Source organism: Noviherbaspirillum massiliense JC206, assembly GCF_000312045.1.
GTDB lineage: Bacteria > Pseudomonadota > Gammaproteobacteria > Burkholderiales > Burkholderiaceae_D > Noviherbaspirillum > Noviherbaspirillum massiliense.
Genome location: NZ_HE978634.1, coordinates 1457898 through 1476335, shown reverse-complemented (window position 1 = coordinate 1476335; position 18438 = coordinate 1457898). Strand labels below are relative to the sequence as shown.

Sequence of the window (18438 nt, the reverse complement as noted above, 5' to 3'; positions counted from 1 at the left end):
TTTTCTTCTATCTACTTAGGACTGAATTCAATCGAATTGGCAACCTGCTTGATTGCTGCGCTTGGCACCTCTCCAACAATGGTAAGCCAAAAATCACCCTGACGCTTGCCCATAATATTCATCGCACCCTGCTGCATGAATCCTTCAGTGCGGCTCTGTGTGCCGGGCTCGATAAACACTGAAATCGCGGCAAGTCCGTCAGAAAAAACAATTTGCGAAACCTCGCGTTGCGTTGCCGGGGCATGATTTCCTTGGGCGCCAGCTGCACCCGATGACGCGGCTGCAGGTTGGTCCGATACCAGTCGATTCACTTCGCGTATTTTTTTAAATCCAGGAGGCAACGACTTGACTGTCCAACCGGATAAACTCGCCTGACTCGTTAAAGCATTTTCAACTCGCCAGCCATTCGTGTTCACAAAACTAGACTTGACTCGGCTGCGATCAACATTGCCGATCGCTATGTGCGTAAAGGAAATCTGCTCGACGATCTCGTGCTTTTCATTCAGCGTTTGCGCTCGCAACAGCAGTCCGCTCGATTTCTCTGCCCAAAGCTTGTAACCGTACCGTAGATTGTCTTTTGGTTCGAGCACGATAGATTGGCAGTCATGACCTGCCACGCGCCCCGCTTCCCCATTCCTTATCTGATATGTCTGCGCCAAATCCGAAGGACTTGCAGCAAGTATTGCGGGGAAGATGTCATGAGTTACCCGCTTCTCAACGACCAGTGTCTTTGCCTCAGGTACGTAACAGATGATTTCTTCATTGTTGCGGATGTATTCCCGAGGTTTGCCATCAAGAATCTCAAGTTTTTCTGTCTCGTTCTTGCCGTCGATCAGGTGCGTGATACGTGACGTACGTACTTGGTTTCCCTGCTGATAGACGAATGTGCCGGAGTAATTGAGTCTTTGCGCTGCAGTCTGGATCTTGTTCAGCCATGCCTGAGCTTCACGCTGCTCGGCTGATGTGTCTCCGCTTCCGGCGAAAGCCGAAAGCGCGACTAAAGTAGACAGAGCTACGACAAACTTAAGCAAGACGTGTGTTTGCCGCATATAAATTATTTGTCAGAATCAGTTGCAAACGTGGCGGACCGCGCATATTGGGCGGTACTGTAAACCGAGGGCGAAAAGCGCTGGTGCGCCAGCAGGTAGTCATCGATCCGAGGGTCGCGCAAAACCGCGTCCTCCGATACCGATGCTGCCATAAAGCCTTTTTCCGCAACAACAGAAGCAGCCGGCACAGTATTGCTTGCAGGTTGCACAGATTCGGATGCCAACATCGTTTCCGGCGCAAGCCTGTCCACAGAATGTTCTCGGGATGCGACCATCAACTGAGGCGCCGTGACAAATGCTACGGCAGCCATGGCCGCAGCAGCAGCCATGCCAGGCAACATTAAACGCTTGAACCGATGCTTTGCCGCGACCGCCGATCCAGCACTTGTGCTGACATCCTCAAGCTTGGTGCCGGTTCCGTTCCGGGCGCTGGTGAACGCCGGCGCAACAATGATCGGCTCCGCCGCAAGACGGGCAGCCATCGTGGCGGCGAACCCTGAACTTAGCGGGATGTCCATATCATCCGAACGCAACACGTCTCCGATTTGGTGATACACCTCCCAATCGGCTTGATTCTTCGAATCGCGCAACGCGGCCAAGGCGATTTCCACTTCCCGTTCATTCGCCTCCCCGTCGGCGAAAGCGGAAATCTTTTCCTGTGTTATTTCTTTTGTATCCATCACATTCCCATTCAAGGCGACCAAGCCTTCAATTTTCCCCAAAACCTTATTCTCGCTTGCTATACGCTTTACCAGCGTTTGTCGATTGCGGTGCCCAGCAAGGGTCTCAATTTCTCTGCAATGGCTTCACGTGCTCTGAATATCCGGCTGCGCACTGTTCCTATCGGACACCCCATTGCTTCCGCTATTTCATCGTAGCTCAACCCTTCGATTTCACGCAACGTAATTGCAACGCGCAATTCATCCGGCAGTGCATCCATTGCCACATTGACGGTCTCGGCAATCTGCTTGGTTGCCAGCATCGATTCGGGCGTATTGATATCCCGCAAATGATCGCCGTCGTCGAAGGTTTCCGCCTCTTCGGCGTCCGCTTCGGTCGACGTCGGTGCGCGGCGGCCTTGAGTGACGAGATAATTTTTTGCGGTGTTGATGCCGATGCGATACAGCCATGTATAAAACGCCGAGTCGCCACGGAACTGCGGCAACGCCCGGTAGGCCTTGATAAAGGCCTCCTGCACCACATCCTCGGCTTCAGCCTGGTCGCGCACGAGCCTTGACACGAGCCGCATCAGTTTCCGTTGGTATTTGGTCACCAACAGCTCGAACGCTTTTTTATCGCCGCGCTGTACGCGCTCGACAAGCAATTGATCAATGTCGCGTTCTGTCGTCAATCCCCATTCCCTTGTCTTATTGCAACATGTACGCGGCTAGATTCATTGACTCAAAGAAATACAAAAAGTTCAATTTCATCCGAGCAAACTCAACGGCATTCCTGTTCGAGGGAATTATTGCGCGCAGCAATCCAACGACACGCAACCGCTAAAGCCCGAAAGCTATCCCGCGAAACGCTGTCAGGCAAAATCGGCAAAACCCTTATCTTTCCATCCTGGGTCTTCAGACGTAACAGCAGGAGCCATGACCACATGGTGGAATCATCAAGCAAGATAACGATTTCCCTATCTTGGTATAAATGAGGCCACTTCGCATGCTTACAAGAGTGATAGTTGTCACCAATTTCAGCAAGGCGTATCAGGCCTGTACCGGAGATATCTATATGTAGGTGTTTTCGATGTCGAGCGGTATGACAAAGACCAAAAAATGCGAGGAAAAGGCAAAAAATGGCGATGGAATATCTCGGCGCAACAGGGAGCTCTCCAACTTTTCCTGCACCGATCAAGACGCCGACCAAGATGGTGACAGCGGACATTGAGCATACGAGCAAGAACAGCAACCGGGACGGCTTGACTACAGCGGACACCGCGACAGTCATGGCTGGAAGGATAGGAAAGAAAGTCTCCCTCCTTCATTGAAGGAGGGAGGCAGGACTTAAATCTTAGATTTGTCCGAAAACTAGGGTGCCATTCGTACCGCCGAACCCAAAGGAGTTTTTCACTGCAACTCTTATCGGCATTTCACGTGCGGTATTTGCGCAATAATCAAGGTCGCAGGAAGGATCCTGATTAAAGATATTGATGGTGGGGGGCGAAATCTGATGGTGGACCGCGAGTACGGTGAATACCGATTCCAGTCCGCCGGCACCGCCAAGCAAATGCCCAGTCATCGATTTGGTGGAGTTGACCACCACCTTCTTCGCATGATCGCCCAAGGTTCGCTTGATAGCGATGGTTTCGGCAACATCCCCTAAAGGCGTAGAGGTACCATGCGCATTAACATAATCAACCTGATCGGGGTTGATCTGTGCGTTTTTCAACGCAGCAATCATGCATCGCCGCGCGCCGTCACCGTCTTCCAAGGGCGCGGTCATATGGTATGCATCACCACTCATGCCGAATCCGAGGACTTCGGCATAGATCTTTGCGCCGCGCGCCTTTGCGTGCTCATACTCTTCGAGCACCATCACGCCGGCGCCTTCGCCCAGCACGAAACCGTCGCGATCCTTGTCCCATGGACGGGATGCGGTGGCCGGATCATCATTGCGGGAAGAAAGTGCGCGCGCAGCGGCGAAGCCGCCGATCCCCAAAGGAGATACTGTCGACTCAGCTCCGCCGGCAACCATGACGTCGGCGTCGCCATACTCGATCAAACGTGCTGCCGCACCGATGCAGTGCAATCCGGTAGTACACGCTGTAACGATCGACAGATTTGGCCCCTTCAACCCGTACTTGATGGACAGGTGTCCGGAAATCATGTTGATGATCGATGATGGAACAAAAAACGGGCTGATGCGACGCGGGCCGCGGTTCATAAGTTCAGCATGCGTTTCTTCGATCATCGGCAAGCCACCGATTCCGGATCCGACGATCACGCCGATCCGTTCGGCATTTTCTTCTGTAACAGCCAGGCCGCTGTCCTGCATCGCCTGAATGCCTGCCGCCATGCCATAGTGGATAAAGGTATCCATGTGGCGCGCTTCTTTACCGGGAATGTATTCCTCGACATTAAAGCCCTTCACTTCACCCGCGAAACGGGTGGAAAGCGGCGTAGCGTCAAACCTGGTGATGGTCGCAATCCCTGATTTGCCTGCAGTTAGTGACGACCATGCATCAGCAACGGTATTACCAACTGGCGAGATGCAACCGAGACCAGTCACTACGACGCGACGTTCACGTGAGCGGATCAAGCGGTTCTCCTGGAATCATCAAAACAAATTAAGCCTTGACGTGTGCCTTGGCGTAATCAATCGCCTGTTGCACAGTCGTAATTTTTCGGCTTGCTCGTCCGGAATTTCCATTTCGAATTCATCTTCGAGCGCCATAACAAGTTCAACCGTGTCCAGCGAATCTGCGCCAAGGTCATCTACGAATGACGATTCGTTCTTGATGTCTGCCTCGGCGACGCCGAGTTGTTCAGCGACGATCTTCTTAACGCGTTGTTCGATATCGGACATATATACCTCCAGTGGGGTTACGAAAGTGCGCGCATTTTATCAGGTTTGCGCGTTGAAAATTCATTTTCGGCTCTTGTTTTAACTGCTGGCCGTAGTAAAAGACGGACTTAACAACTCATCTCAGCTCATGTACATGCCGCCATTTACATGGAGCGTCGCACCAGTGATGTAGCCGGCTTGTGGTGAAGCAAGAAACGCAGCAGCCGCGGCAATGTCTTCCGGCATGCCGAAGCGACCTAGGGGAATCTGCTGCATCAAAGCCTCGGTCTGCTGATCGTTCAATTCCTTGGTCATATCCGTATCGATAAAACCAGGAGCAATGCAATTGACGGTGATATTGCGGCTGCCGATTTCACGTGCGAGTGCTCGGCTCATGCCGGCTACCCCTGCCTTTGCAGCAGCGTAGTTCATTTGCCCTGGATTGCCTGCGGAGCCAACGACAGAAGTGATATTTATGATACGCCCGTGCTTGGCTTTCATCATGCCGCGCAATACTGCACGGGAAAGGCGGGCCACTGCGGACAGGTTGGTGGCAATGACGGCGTCCCACTCCTCGTCTTTCATCCGCATGGCCAGTTGGTCCTGGGTGATGCCGGCGTTATTGACGAGGATCGACAATGCGCCGAATTCCTTCTGCGCCTGTTCCACCACCTCGATGCAGCGCTGCGCATCATTCACGTTCAGGACGACGCCCTTGCCGGCTTCAGGGCGGATCGCTGCGAGATATTCCGATATCGATGCAGCGCCGGATTCCGATGTTGCCGTACCAATCACTCTCGCGCCTTGCCTTGCCAGCTCCTGCGCGATAGCTTTGCCGATGCCACGCGATGCGCCCGTTACCAGAGCCACTTCATTGACAAGAATTGCATTGGAAGGATTCACTTGAGCAGCTCCATGACTTTGTCTAGGGATGCCTGATCGACGATGGCTTCGCCGACGAGGTCGCCATTGATTCGCTTGGTAAGGCCGCTCAGCACTTTGCCGGGGCCGCATTCGATAACGTGCGTGACTCCGTCCGCAGCAATTTTCTGAATTGTTTCGACCCAGCGCACCGGACTTGCAGCCTGGCGCACCAGCGCCTCCTTGATGGCGACCGCATCATTTACGATGGCGACATCGACGTTGTTGATGACGGGGATCGCAGGCGCGGCGAAATCGAGCTTCGCCATGTATTCGCGCAAGCGGTCCGAGGCCGGCTTGAGCAAGGACGAGTGAAATGGTGCAGATACCGGCAAAGGCAAGGCACGTTTCGCCCCTTTCGCCTTTGCCGCTTCGCAGGCGCGCTCAACTGCCCCCTTGTGACCAGCGATGACGACCTGAGCTGGCGCATTAAAATTGACTGCTTCGACCACCTCGCCTTGGGCAGCCTCTGCGCACGCGGCACGTACGTCGGCATCCGAAAGCCCGAGGATCGCAGCCATGCCCCCTTGCCCAACCGGCACCGCTTCTTGCATGGCCTGGGCACGGAAACGCACCAGCGGCACTGCGTCCTTGAAGGAAATGACCCCGGCGGCGACGAGCGCCGAATATTCACCCAAGCTGTGGCCCGCCATGATCTGCGGCGCCTTGCCGCCAGCCGCCACCCACGCCCGGTAAAAGGCGACGGCAGCGGTCAACATGACCGGCTGGGTATTGGTGGTGAGATCGAGCCCTTCCTTCGGCCCTTCGGCCATCAACTTTCCAAGGTCGAACTGCAGCGCATCGGACGCCTCTGCAACCGTCTGTCTTACGCTCGGGTTATCGGCAAAGCCATTCAGCATGCCAACGGCCTGCGAGCCCTGCCCCGGAAACACAAATGCGAATTTGGTCATGTTTAGGTGAAAAGAAAATTACATCCGCGCGAGCACGGCGCCCCAAGTGAATCCGCCGCCCACGCCTTCCATCATAACGTGGTGCCCCTGCTTGATACGGCCATCGCGTACCGCCTTGTCCAGAGCCAGCGGTATCGACGCCGCCGAAGTATTGCCCTGCTGATCGACGGTCACGACCATCCTTTCCATCGGCAGGCCGAGCTTTTTCGCAGTACCTTGCATGATGCGGATATTAGCTTGATGAGGAATCAGCCAATCCAGCTGAGAGGCACTCATGCCAGCAATTTCAAGTGCCTCGTGCGCGACCTTGTCGAGAACGGACACCGCCATTTTGAAGACCGCCTGCCCATCCATGTGCATGAAGGCACTGCCCTCTAGGACACCAGCATTTACACTGCCGGGTACACACAAGATATTGCCGTGACTACCATCGGCATGCAGCTTGGTAGCAAGAATTCCGGGCTCGCTCGATGCAGTCATCACGACCGCCCCGGCGCCATCACCAAACAATACGCAGGTAGTACGGTCTTCAAAATTCAGAATGCGGGAGAACACTTCCGCCCCGATTATCAGAACATTTTTGTGCACGCCGGACTTGATGAACTTGTCGGCAATCGATACTGCGTAAACGAAGCCGCTACAAACAGCCTGCACATCCATGGCTGGGCAGCCATTGGTAATGCCAAGCTTGTGCTGTACGACACATGCCGTGCTCGGAAAACCGCCAAGATGATCGGGCGTCGATGTCGCCAGAATAATCAGGTCGATGTCGTTTGCGCTCAACCCCGAGCGCTCGATGGCGCGCCTGGCCGCCTCAACCGCCAGATCGCTGGATTTTGCGCCTGGCTCAGCAAAATGCCGTGCCGAAATGCCGCTGCGCGTCACTATCCATTCGTCCGAGGTCTCAACCCCCTTCTCCGCCAATTGCATGGCGAGCTCATGATTAGTCACTCGCCCGGGCGGCAGATAGCTGCCGGTGCCGATAATTTTGCTATAGAGAGTCATGCAGTTTTTTGTCGAGTTAGATCGACGGATTGATCGGTGTCTTCGCTTGTGGGAACCGCTTCCGGCTGCACCATCAATTCCGCAACGGATTTGGCGATACGCGATAACAGATCATGCTTCGCCGCTTCGAACGCCCGCCTGATGGCCCATTCGTAGCCATAAGCATCTTCCCCGCCATGACTCTTGAAAACCAATCCGCGCAAGCCGAGAAGGCTGGCGCCGTTGTAGCGGGACGGATTCATCCGTTGAGAAATTGCGTTCAATGCGCCGCGCGCAAGCAGCGCGCCCAGCAAATTCAGAGGACTGCTCTTGAATTCTGTAGTCAGAACACGCTTGACGAAGCGCCCGAGCCCTTCCGACGCCTTAAGTACCACGTTACCGACAAACCCGTCGCAGACTACGATATCAGTCGTGCCTTCGAATATGTCGTTCCCTTCCACATTCCCGTAGAAGTTGAGCAGACCTCTTTCGTGATCGGCGCGCAGCAATGCCGCAGTCTGCTTGACCACTTCATTACCCTTGATGTCCTCTTCACCGATATTCAGCAATCCGACCGTCGGCTTCGCCTTGCCTTCCAGCGCTGACACCAACGCCGACCCCATCAGGGCAAACTGGTTCAAATGCTGTGGCTCGCAGTCGACGTTGGCGCCGAGGTCGAGCATGTAGGTCGCCGAATTCTTTTGATTGGGTATGAGCGTACAGATCGCAGGACGATCAACACCAGGCAGGGTCTTCAGCACATATCGTGAGACCGCCATCAGCGCACCGGTATTGCCGGCGGAAACGCAAGCCTGAGCCTGACCATCCTTGACCAAGGTGATCGCGACACGCATCGACGAATCCTTCTTGCGCCGCAAGGCAACTTCAAGCGGATCGTGCATCGTAACGACTTCCGATGCATTGACGATGGAGAGGCGCGGATGATCTGCGGCTTTGTGCTTGACCAACTCCTCCCGGATCGCGTGCTCAATACCGACCAAAATCAGTTCTGCACCCGGCTCGTGATTAACGAAAGAGATGGCTGCGGGAATGGTGACTGACGGGCCGTGGTCCCCGCCCATGCAGTCGATAGATATTTTGATTGTCATTGTTTTGATTCAGTAGCCCTGCCTGCTACCTGAGTGGCCGGCTTGGCATGATTCAAAATGACGCAGTGCGCAGATTCAGCATATGAAAAAACGGCGCCAAGTCAAACTTTCCGCGCCGCTTTCAAGCTTGGAAAAACGGAAGACGATGATTACTCGTCGTTTTTGGTTTTCAGCACCTTGCGGCCGCGATAGTAACCGCTCGGGCTGATGTGGTGACGCAGGTGAGTTTCACCGGTAGTCGGCTCGACTGCGAGAGGCGGCGCGGACAGATGATCATGCGCACGGTGCATGCCACGCTTGGATGGGGATTTCTTGTTTTGTTGAACAGCCATGATGACTCCTAAATCTTGGGATCCGAAAATTTTAACATATCCGGCTTGCATGCCGGGAATTACTTGCCTGACAGTATCAGTATCTGCCGATATTACTTATTGCCTCAGCTTCTTCAAAACTGCGAAGGGCGAAACCTTTTCCATTTCCTCCGGCGCATTCTGGATAGGCTGCCCCGAACAGGCCTCATGCTTCGGCGCCTGAGGTAATGCCAGCAATGCTTCGTCCTCGATCAGATCGGCAACATTGAAGGCCTTGCTTCCCACGATTACTTCGCTTGCATCGTCATCATCCAGCGAAGCATCGAGCTCATCCGCACTCGCCTCGTCTTTTGCCAGCAGCAACATTGATTTCGATGCAATATTGAAATCAAGCGGCGTCAGGCAGCGCTGGCAAAGCAATCGAACCGTGCCCGACACATCCAGGATAAGCTGGGCATGCCCTTCGGAGTTAGTTCCGCCTTGCAATGACCACATGATCCTGCCGGATCGGTCCACTGATTCCTTGGCCAATCGAGGCAAATCCGCAACCAAAGTCTCGCCTTCCAGGCGCTCCTTGAGACGACAAAACTCGAACGCATCAATTACAAGGGCATTCATCGCAAAAGCCGTTCCCGGAAAACCTGCGATAATAACAGGGTTTTCCCTTATTCGTCAAAGCGTTAGCATTTCCAAACTGCACAAACGTCCAAGCCAACTCAAGCAGCATGTCTTCTTATACCCCCTCTCCGCATCTAGTGCTCGCGTCGGGCTCCGCCTATCGTCGGGAACTATTGTCTCGGATACAACTTCCCTTCAGCATAAACGTTCCCAACATTGATGAAACGCCGCGCTCAGGGGAAGCACCGGACATGACTGCATGCCGACTCGCGAAGGCAAAGGCTGCTGCGGTGGCCGCACAAATCCCGCAAGCGCTGGTTATTGGATCCGACCAGGTCGCGACGCTCGATGGCGAGCAGATCGGCAAACCCGGCTCCCACGAGAACGCTTTGAAACAGCTGCAGAAAATGCGCGGCCGGCGAGTCATCTTTCATACCGCACTCTGCCTGTGGGATGGACGAGAAGGCGATCCGGATCGAGCCGCGCAACTTGAAAATGTCCAAACTGCAGTCACTTTCCGTAATCTTTCGGACGAAGAACTCGACGCTTATTTGCGCATCGAGCAGCCGTACGACTGCGCAGGGAGCGCAAAGAATGAAGGGCTGGGAATTGCGCTCATTGAAAAAATCGAAAGTACCGACCCGACTGCCTTGACTGGATTGCCCCTGATTGCCTTGACCACCATGCTGCGGCGTGCAGGCGTACGCTTTTTCGCATCTTGACAGGCCCTAATTTCTGCAACTGCCACCAATCATGCCCGGTACCCTTTACCTGATTCCGAATACTCTGGGACCAATTGATGCCGATTCTGTTGACCTGCTGGGGCTTGTGATCCCCACCGAGGTGCAGTCGCTTACCGCCCGACTCGATTATTTCATCGCCGAGAATGCGAAAACGACACGGGCCTTCCTGAAGCTGGTGGCGGCCATCCGTCCGCTCGCCAAACCGCTGCAGGAAATACGCATTTCGGAATTGAATGTTAATACCGAGGCATCCATGCTGCCATCACTGCTTGCGCCATTACAGGCCGGGCAGGATGCAGGGCTGATCTCGGAAGCAGGCGTGCCGGCGGTAGCAGACCCGGGCGCAAACCTCGTCCGCCTTGCACATCAGAAGGGTATCGAGGTCAAGCCTTTGGTCGGTCCCTCGTCCATCCTGCTGGCCGTGATGGCAAGCGGCCTCAATGGCCAGAGTTTCGCCTTCAACGGCTACCTTCCGGTCGATCCGGCTGAAAGAGCAAAACGCATCAAGGCTCTCGAGGAGCGCTCGCGTCAGGAACGGCAAACCCAGCTTTTCATCGAAACCCCCTACCGCAACAGCGCGCTTCTTGAAGCCCTCATCAAGACATGCAAGGGAAATACACTGGTGTGCGTCGCCACGGATTTGACCCTGCCTGGTGAATCCATTCAGACCCGCATGGTCGCAAACTGGAAAGAGGAACTAAGTTCGGGAAGGATGCCTGCTCTACACAAGAAACCGACCGTATTCCTGCTTCTCGCCGGTTGAATCAAGCGCAAAACGGCGGTATTGCGCCGCCGTTTTGCCTGCCCCGCAGGGCTTCTGGAGAAGTCCGAGACTCCTCAGTGCCGTATCGTCGATACGGTAGATATCCGGCCCATGAATTTTTCCTTGTGCATATTTATTTATGCGTAAAAGGATCGAAGCTGAAGCCAGACAACTGCAGTATAAGATGAAAGGCCGAAGTTTCAAGATCAGTTCGGCGCTGAAAACGCCTCCTCACCTTTTCAATAGTTTCCGCCTGCTTTCCCCTATCCCTTAGCATCAGCCAATGCATCGAGCTTTCATCTGATGCCCGCTGGTCTGGCGTGGCTCCAGATTGAGGCTACAGCCGCGCTGCCCACTGCTCCGCCGAACTTTTTCAGCAAACGATCCGAAAGCCCCTCGCGCTGTGTGTAATCCACTATGTCTTCGGCCTTCAATTCGTCGCGTGCCACCGTATCCACGGTACCGAATCCATCGGCCAGGCCCATCTCGACCGCTTTCGAACCTATCCAGAACAAGCCGGAAAAAGTCTGCGGCGTTTCCTTGAGACGCTTGCCGCGGCCTTTGCGCACGACATCAATGAATTGCTGATGCACTTCGTTGAGCAGTTCCTGCGCATAGGTCTTCTGGCTCTGCGTTTGCGGGCTGAATGGATCCATGAAGCCCTTGTTTTCACCTGCAGTCATCAGCCGACGCTCCACGCCGACCTTGTCCATCAAGCCGGTGAAACCAAAACCATCCATCAGGACGCCGATCGAGCCGACAATGCTGGCCTTATTGACAAAAATTTTGTCGGCAGCCACAGCAATATAATATCCACCAGAGGCACATATTTCATCTACTACAACATACAAGGGCTTGCGCGGGTAAGCCTTGCGCAAGCGTGTGATTTCATCATTGATCATCCCCGCCTGCACCGGGCTGCCGCCGGGACTATTGATACGTAGTACGACGCCTACAGAACCCTCGTCGGAAAATGCCTGGTTGAGAGCAGGAATCACCGAATCAGCGGAACCAGTCCCACTGCCGCCTTCGATGGTTCCATCGATTTCGATCAATGCGGTATGCCGGCCCACAGCGTCCCCGCTGCCTCCACCCAGGTCCAAGACCGCCCACAGGATGAAGCCAGCAATTCCCAACGTTATCAAACGGAAGAAGATGTTCCAGCGGCGACGCGCCCGCTGCTCCCTCAATGTTTCAAATGCAAGCTTTTCCAGCAACTCTCTTTCCCAGTTGCCTCTTCTGGTCGCCTGCGCATCATTTTGCCCGGACGGACCCGCATAAGATTGGCCACCTTCCCGGGAATTCTCATTGGTCATCTTGCTTTCCTTGCTCTATGCCCTTACGGGCCTTATGTAATCATCGGGTTGCCAGAATACCTGATTGTCTTTTTCAAATACCCTGATGGAGCGCAAGCGTCCGCCGCGGCATGGCCCCCCGGCGCATTTTCCGTTTTCCGGGAAATAGATGGCTCCATGGGTCGAACACATCAGATATAGGCCGCTCGATTCAAAAAACTCGCCTTCATTCCAGTCGAGCTCAATTGGCACATGGGCACACCGGTTCAGATAGCCGTATACCGTGCTGCCGTAGCGTACGACAAAACCGACGCCGTCCTCACCCCCGGCTGTAAGCGGAAATCGCACTCCCTTGCCGCCGTCCTTGAGCACCTCCGAAGCACAAATAAAAATGGCGGGATCATCCATTGGCGCACTTACGCATTTTCATTCAGCCAGGCGTGCAACTCCTGCACCGAGCCGGCAGAGAACACCGGATTCAGCGCCTCCAGTTCATCGGCCGCATGTGCACCATAATGGACAGCAATCCCTGCTGCACCAGCGTTGAGAGCCATTTGCAGATCGTGCGTGGTGTCGCCGATCATGACCGTGCGCCCTATGTCCTGACCGAGCTCGCGAGTCAATTCCTGCAGCATTGCCGGATGCGGCTTGGAAAAGGTTTCATCGGCACAGCGCGTGGCATCGAAAACCGACAGCAATTGCGCTGCATCGAGCGCCCGGTTCAATCCGACACGGCTCTTGCCGGTCGCCACTGCCAGGAAATAGCCCTGTTGGGACAATTCGGCAAGCATTTCGCGTACGCCATCGAACAACGACAATCCCTTGTCCTTAGTCAGATAGTGATAGCGATATCTTTCGACCATGCGCGGATAATGCTTTGGATCGAGGTCCGGGAGAACCGTTTGCATCGCGTCCTGCAAGCTCAGGCCGATGACATAGGAAGCGGACTTCCGGTCCGGTATGGGCAGGCCCAGATCCTTTGCGGCAGCCTGAATGCATTTTACGATAGTCGCCGTGCTATCCATCAGAGTGCCGTCCCAATCGAATACGATCAGGTCAAATCGCTTTCTCGCCATATTTCTATTCCGGCAGCCTGCGCTGCCTCGCTCTCGTTCGATTCCTGCTCGGCTACTGCCTTCACTGCACCTGCGACGGCGGCCTTGCCAGACTGTTCAAAAACTGCTCGCATTCTCGCGGCAGCGGGGCTTTGATATTGACCGGTTGTTCGGTTTCCGGATGAAGAAAGGTGATACTGTGCGCATGCAGAAACATGCGCTTCAATGCAATCCTGGTTCCATCCGGTTTTTGCAAGGCCCGATTCAGCCCGAAGTCGCCATACTTCTCATCCCCCACGATCGGGAACCCGCTTGAGGCAAGATGCACCCGGATCTGATGGGTACGACCGGTTTTCAGCTCTGCCTCCAGCAGGACGAAAGAACCATATCTCCTGATCAGGTTGAAAACCGTGTGGGATGGCAAGCCGTCTGCCTGCACCCTGACCCTGCGCTCGCCATCGGCCGTGAGGTATTTAAATAACGGCAACTTGATGTGCTGACGCGGATTTTGCCAATCTCCATGCACCAAGGTCAAATAGCGCTTATCCAGCCGCCCTGCCCGGATTTGTTCGTGCAGATTAGTCAAAGCAGAGCGCTTCTTCGCCAGCATCAGGATGCCGGATGTCTCGCGGTCCAGGCGATGGATCAGTTCAAGAAATTTTGCCTGCGGACGCGCTGCGCGCAGCTGCTCGATGACGCCGTAACTGACGCCGGAGCCGCCGTGTACCGCCACGCCGGCGGGTTTGTCGATGATCAACAAATAATTGTCTTCAAACAATACCGAGAACTCGGATCCCGGCACAATTTGGGCTGCCTTTTCTGCAATCCGTATCGGCGGAATGCGCACCACGTCTCCGCCCTTCAGACGATAAGTCTGGTCGACGCGGCCTTTATTGACGCGCACTTCGCCAGAACGCAACACTCGGTAGATATGGCTTTTCGGTACGCCCTTGCAGATGCGCAGCAGAAAATTGTCGATACGCTGCTCGGCTTCTTCCTCGGAAATCGTCACCAGCCGGGCCTGCGGAGGGACTTGTGACAACTGGTTGGGCGCGGAACTTTGCGCCAGATTCCCAGAAAAATTCGCTAAGTCCTTCATTTTGAATATATAATTGTTTTGCAGCAGTTACAGAACGGCTGCGCGTGTAAGAATAAAAAGCACATTCTACACAGGGGCTCTTCCGTCAGCCTCGCTGATTGCAAATTCGACGGAAAAGATGTGTATGCATCATCCATACGCGCATCAGGGTTGCACCGCTGTTGTAATCGGATAGAGCGTAAGGATGCTGGACAAGAATGTTTGGATTACAAGGATAAGTCCGGCTAGCACCATGCGCACCAGCATTGCTCGCCGGTTGATGTAGTTGAAATTCGTTTGCCGATGCCGCTGAACCATGTTTCGTTTAGTTCAATCAAGTCGCTTGCTGCCTCGCACGACGCGCTCCCATGAGGAGCGCTGCCGCTTGGCAAGGACATGCGGCCGGCAACCCGCTCAGCTCCATCCGCGCCCGATTGCGGCACCAGCCAGTTCAATCCGTGCTGCCGCTCACCAAGGCAATTCCATCTCCCAGACACTCCGTCCTCGCGTACATCCCTGTACCTGACTGCAGCGCGCGTTAGAAGCTATCGCCGGCAGTATTAGAAAGGCCTCAAGGCCACGGAGCACAATAAAATGAAACGCATGTTGTTCAACGCTACGCAGCAGGAAGAGTTGCGCGTAGCTATTGTCGACGGACAAAAGCTGATCGACATCGACATCGAGACGACCGGGCGCGAACAGCGCAAATCCAATATTTATAAAGGCGTCATTACCCGCATCGAACCTTCCCTGGAAGCCTGCTTTGTCAATTATGGCGAAGAGCGCCACGGCTTCCTGCCTTTCAAGGAAGTGGCTCGCAGCTATTTCCGTGATGGCGTGGATGTGCGCAATGCCACCATCAAGGAAGCGCTGCGCGAAGGCCAGGAAATCGTGGTTCAGGTCGAGAAGGAAGAGCGTGGCAACAAGGGCGCCGCCCTGACCTCCTTTATTTCCCTTGCCGGCCGCTACCTCGTATTGATGCCCAACAATCCGCGCGGTGGCGGCGTGTCACGCCGCGTCGAAGGCGAAGATCGTCAGGAACTGCGCGAGACCATGGACAAGCTTGACCTGCCGTCGGGCATGTCCGTCATTGCTCGGACTGCCGGCATTGGGCGCAGCGTCGAGGAACTGCAGTGGGATTTGAATTACCTGATGCAACTGTGGCGCGCAATCGAAAGCGCCGGCCAGTCCGCCTCCGGCGCCTTCCTGATTTACCAGGAATCCTCGCTGGTGATCCGTGCGATCCGCGATTACTTCCAGCCTGACATCGGTGAAATCCTGATCGATACCGACGATATTCATGAACAGGCGCAACAGTTCATGAGCCACGTGATGCCGGACATGGTGAACCGGGTCAAGCGTTACCGGGACGACGTGCCGCTGTTCTCGCGCTTCCAGATCGAGCACCAGATCGAGACCGCGTATTCCCGCACCGTTCCGCTGCCCTCGGGCGGCGCCATCGTGATCGACCATACCGAAGCGCTGGTATCGATCGACGTCAACTCGGCACGTGCCACCCGCGGAACCGATATCGAAACCACGGCCCTTCATACGAACCTCGAGGCAGCCGATGAAGTGGCGCGCCAGTTGCGCCTGCGCGACCTGGGTGGCTTGATCGTGATCGACTTCATCGACATGGAAAACGCGAAAAACCAGCGTGAAGTCGAGACACGCCTCAAGGATGCGCTGCGCTACGACCGCGCCCGTGTCCAGATGGGCAAGATTTCCCGCTTCGGCCTGATGGAATTGTCGCGCCAGCGCCTGCGTCCCTCCCTGTCCGAAGGCAGCCACGTGACCTGCCCGCGCTGCAACGGCACCGGCCATATCCGCGATACAGAATCCTCGGCATTGCAAGTCCTGCGTATCATCCAGGAAGAAGCGATGAAGGAAAATTCGGCTGCCATCCATGTTCAGGCACCGGTAGACGTCGCAGCATTCCTGCTGAATGAAAAGCGCGGCGAGATCCTGAAGATCGAAACCCGCCACCGTGTCACCATCATCCTGATCCCGAACAAGCATCTGGAAACGCCTCACTACAAGCTCGAGCGCATCAAGACCGACGATCCGCGTCTGGAAGAGACCCAGGCCAGCTATGCCATGGCGGAGCAGGCTGAGACCGACATCAGTTACAACAAACGGCAGAAGGAAGAAGTCAGGCCTCGCCAGGAAGCGGTGGTCAAGGGAATTACGCCGGACCAGCCGGCGCCCATCGTCGAGCGCAAGCCAGTCGAGCCCACTCCTGCCGTGATGGCGCCTGCTGAAGAAGGCTTCTTCAGCAGGATGTTCGGATTTTTCCGCAAGAAGGCCGTGCCGCCTGCGCCCGCGCCTGCTCCTGCGGTGGAAGAAAAAGCCCAGCCTGCACGTGAACGCAACAACCGCAACCAGCGTGGCCGCAACCGCGGGCGCGGTGGTAGGGATCGCAATGAAGAGCGCGAAGGCAGCCGCATTGATGCGCGCGAGGCAAATACCAAGCCGATGCCTGGCGGTGCAGCCGAAGCCCAGCCAGCAGCGCGCCAGCCGCGTGAACCGCGTGAAGCACGCGAACCACGCCAGTCACGCGAAGAAGGTCGCCGCGAGCGCAACAGCGGTAACGGCAATAATGGGGATCGTCAGCAGCGCCAGCGTGAAGAACGCAAGGAAGCGCCGGCGGCCGTGCCAGTCCCGGAAAATGCTGCCGCACCGCTTGCCGCCGCAGCAGCACCGGTCCCGGCCCCGGGTACCATGGCTGTGGCTGATACGGCAGTCAATGCTGTTCCGCCTGGCAATGGACCGGAAAGCGATACCGGCGAAGGTGAAGAGCGCCGCCGGCGCCGGCGCCGCGGTGGCCGCAACCGCAACCGCCGTGACCGCGACACCGCCGAAGGCATCGAATCCATCGGCGAAAACGACGGCGCAGCCTCTGAAGCAGTGACGAACGAAGCCGAAGCTCAGGAATCCGCAATTCCCGAGATTGCTGCGGCTGCCGCCTCAGTCGTGGAAACCGAAACGGTAACGGTAAAGGAAGTCATCTCGGTCGTGCCCGAGGTCGCAGCAGAAGCAGCCAGCGTACCGGCCAGCGCTGAAGCCGAGTTGGCAGCGGTCTCTCAGACCGAGACTGAGGCTGAACCCGCTCCTGTTCATGCCGCTGTGCCCGAAAAGCAGGAAACGGCCGCCGTCCCGGTCGAGTCCGCAAAAGATACGGCTTTATCGACTCCAGCGGTCTCGGCGAACACCAACGTCGTCCCGGCGCCGATGCCTATCGATTCCTTGCGCGAAGTGCTGGAAGCCGCTGGCTTGACGCTCGCGGTAACCGACCCGGAGAAACTGCGGGCGGCACAGGAAGCGGCTGCGAAAATCGTCCCGCCTCCGCGTGTGCCTCGGGAGCGCAAGCCGCTTCCGCCGCTTTCCACCGAGCCTTTGATTCAGGTGGAAACAAGGCGCTGATGGCATAGGCTTTTCCCTCCAAGGGATAAAGCGCAGCGAATACAAAAAAGGGGCTAGTGCCCCTTTTTTGTTGTCTGCACTTGGGACCCATGTGAACGCAACGCAATTCACCAGGCGCGCAGATGATCGGAGGAATATGACTGCCACGGTCGCGAAAAGACATGCTGCTTCGATCAGTCCGGCGAAATCCTTCCAGTCCAGTTTAAACCAGGGGCGTTTATGGTGCCTCTTGCGATCTGCCGACAGTCAATGACATTCTATGTAGCATCAAGGCAGCGATCGCGCTTACCGAAAGCTTATTGGAGCGGGCCCGGAGCCTGAAAGCGGATGGGTGATCCGGGTTGCCATAATCGCCTTCCTGGCGCTTGCCGCCATGGATATTCCATTCGCGCGAGTGGAATCGATCCACGGCAAAATCAGACCGACGTCGCTGCTGACTCCGATTTCCGCGCCGGTAAAAGGGCTCGTCGTCAGCCTCGCGGTATTCTTTGCATGGCATGTCGTTCATCACCACATTCCGCCCAGGGACTGTGGCTGGGCAGCAGCCCGAATTGCCGTCGCTTCCTGCTCCCCCTGCCCCGCCTCAAACTTGGGGCGACTGACCCGAACTTCCTGTGCGCACTCACGGGGCTCGTGGTATCTTATTTGTCTTAACTGCAACCGCCTCTCTG

At 55.8% G+C, this 18438-nt stretch carries 18 protein-coding genes and 1 pseudogene; 3 read left to right on the top strand and 16 right to left on the bottom strand.

Features of this window, described 5'->3' with window-relative positions; genetic code table 11:
* Window positions 1–11: 11 nt before the first annotated feature.
* The 12 genes and pseudogenes from HGHM_RS07355 to HGHM_RS07300 all read right to left on the bottom strand — a co-directional run bounded on the left by HGHM_RS07355 (window position 12) and on the right by HGHM_RS07300 (window position 9410).
* A complete protein-coding gene (locus HGHM_RS07355) occupies window positions 12–1049 on the bottom strand; it encodes a MucB/RseB C-terminal domain-containing protein (protein ID WP_019140879.1) in 1038 nt (345 codons plus the stop codon).
* 5 nt (window positions 1050–1054) lie between these two features.
* Entirely contained in the window at window positions 1055–1771 is a 717-nt protein-coding gene (locus tag HGHM_RS07350; RefSeq protein ID WP_245549176.1) for a sigma-E factor negative regulatory protein, read from the bottom strand.
* Between the two features lie 26 nt (window positions 1772–1797).
* A complete protein-coding gene (rpoE, locus tag HGHM_RS07345) occupies window positions 1798–2400 on the bottom strand; it encodes an RNA polymerase sigma factor RpoE (protein ID WP_019140877.1) in 603 nt (200 codons plus the stop codon).
* An 89-nt stretch (window positions 2401–2489) separates the two neighbouring features.
* Window positions 2490–2999: a protein YgfX gene (locus tag HGHM_RS23135; protein ID WP_075111696.1), complete on the bottom strand. Its 510-nt coding sequence runs from the start codon at window positions 2997–2999 to the stop codon at window positions 2490–2492.
* 63 nt (window positions 3000–3062) lie between these two features.
* Window positions 3063–4307 carry a beta-ketoacyl-ACP synthase II gene (fabF, locus tag HGHM_RS07335; protein WP_034348867.1) on the bottom strand — a complete coding sequence of 415 codons (1245 nt, stop codon included), beginning with the start codon at window positions 4305–4307 and terminating at the stop codon, window positions 3063–3065.
* Window positions 4308–4338: 31 nt separating this feature from the next.
* Window positions 4339–4577 (bottom strand): annotated as a pseudogene (acpP, locus tag HGHM_RS20940) (acyl carrier protein).
* A gap of 120 nt (window positions 4578–4697) precedes the next feature.
* Window positions 4698–5459, bottom strand: coding sequence for a 3-oxoacyl-ACP reductase FabG (fabG, locus tag HGHM_RS07325; protein WP_019140874.1), 762 nt, complete (start codon window positions 5457–5459; stop codon window positions 4698–4700).
* The gene (gene fabD, locus HGHM_RS07320) at window positions 5456–6388 is read right to left on the bottom strand and encodes an ACP S-malonyltransferase (protein ID WP_019140873.1); all 933 of its coding nucleotides are present in this window, start codon (window positions 6386–6388) and stop codon (window positions 5456–5458) included. The genes fabG and fabD overlap by 4 nt, the downstream gene beginning before the upstream one ends.
* An 18-nt stretch (window positions 6389–6406) precedes the next feature.
* Window positions 6407–7393, bottom strand: a complete 987-nt coding sequence (locus HGHM_RS07315) for a beta-ketoacyl-ACP synthase III (protein WP_019140872.1) — start codon at window positions 7391–7393, stop codon at window positions 6407–6409.
* Entirely contained in the window at window positions 7390–8481 is a 1092-nt protein-coding gene (plsX, locus tag HGHM_RS07310; protein WP_026075790.1) for a phosphate acyltransferase PlsX, read from the bottom strand. Before plsX ends, HGHM_RS07315 begins: the two co-directional genes overlap by 4 nt.
* 149 nt (window positions 8482–8630) lie before the next feature.
* Entirely contained in the window at window positions 8631–8813 is a 183-nt protein-coding gene (gene rpmF / locus HGHM_RS07305; RefSeq protein WP_026075789.1) for a 50S ribosomal protein L32, read from the bottom strand.
* A 96-nt stretch (window positions 8814–8909) separates the two neighbouring features.
* Window positions 8910–9410, bottom strand: a complete 501-nt coding sequence (locus HGHM_RS07300) for a YceD family protein (RefSeq protein ID WP_026075788.1) — start codon at window positions 9408–9410, stop codon at window positions 8910–8912.
* 107 nt (window positions 9411–9517) lie between these two features.
* Between HGHM_RS07300 and HGHM_RS07295 the strand changes: the two genes are divergently transcribed.
* Both HGHM_RS07295 and HGHM_RS07290 read left to right on the top strand, forming a co-directional pair.
* A complete protein-coding gene (locus HGHM_RS07295; protein WP_026075787.1) occupies window positions 9518–10132 on the top strand; it encodes a Maf family nucleotide pyrophosphatase in 615 nt (204 codons plus the stop codon).
* 31 nt (window positions 10133–10163) lie between these two features.
* Window positions 10164–10916 (top strand): SAM-dependent methyltransferase, encoded by a 753-nt coding sequence (locus HGHM_RS07290; protein ID WP_019140867.1) that lies wholly within the window; start codon window positions 10164–10166, stop codon window positions 10914–10916.
* A gap of 296 nt (window positions 10917–11212) precedes the next feature.
* Here HGHM_RS07290 and HGHM_RS07280 read toward each other — a convergent pair whose 3' ends face one another.
* From HGHM_RS07280 to HGHM_RS07265, 4 genes are all read right to left on the bottom strand, one after another.
* Window positions 11213–12232, bottom strand: coding sequence for a S49 family peptidase (locus HGHM_RS07280; RefSeq protein WP_019140865.1), 1020 nt, complete (start codon window positions 12230–12232; stop codon window positions 11213–11215).
* Window positions 12233–12247: 15 nt separating this feature from the next.
* Complete coding sequence (locus HGHM_RS07275) at window positions 12248–12619, bottom strand: Rieske (2Fe-2S) protein (protein WP_019140864.1); 372 nt, start codon at window positions 12617–12619, stop codon at window positions 12248–12250.
* An 8-nt stretch (window positions 12620–12627) separates the two neighbouring features.
* Entirely contained in the window at window positions 12628–13287 is a 660-nt protein-coding gene (locus HGHM_RS07270) for an HAD-IIIA family hydrolase (RefSeq protein WP_019140863.1), read from the bottom strand.
* Between the two features lie 61 nt (window positions 13288–13348).
* Window positions 13349–14365 carry an RluA family pseudouridine synthase gene (locus HGHM_RS07265; RefSeq protein ID WP_019140862.1) on the bottom strand — a complete coding sequence of 339 codons (1017 nt, stop codon included), beginning with the start codon at window positions 14363–14365 and terminating at the stop codon, window positions 13349–13351.
* 573 nt (window positions 14366–14938) lie between these two features.
* Between HGHM_RS07265 and HGHM_RS07260 the strand changes: the two genes are divergently transcribed.
* The gene (locus HGHM_RS07260; RefSeq protein ID WP_026075786.1) at window positions 14939–17767 is read left to right on the top strand and encodes a ribonuclease E/G; all 2829 of its coding nucleotides are present in this window, start codon (window positions 14939–14941) and stop codon (window positions 17765–17767) included.
* Window positions 17768–18438 lie beyond the last annotated feature (671 nt).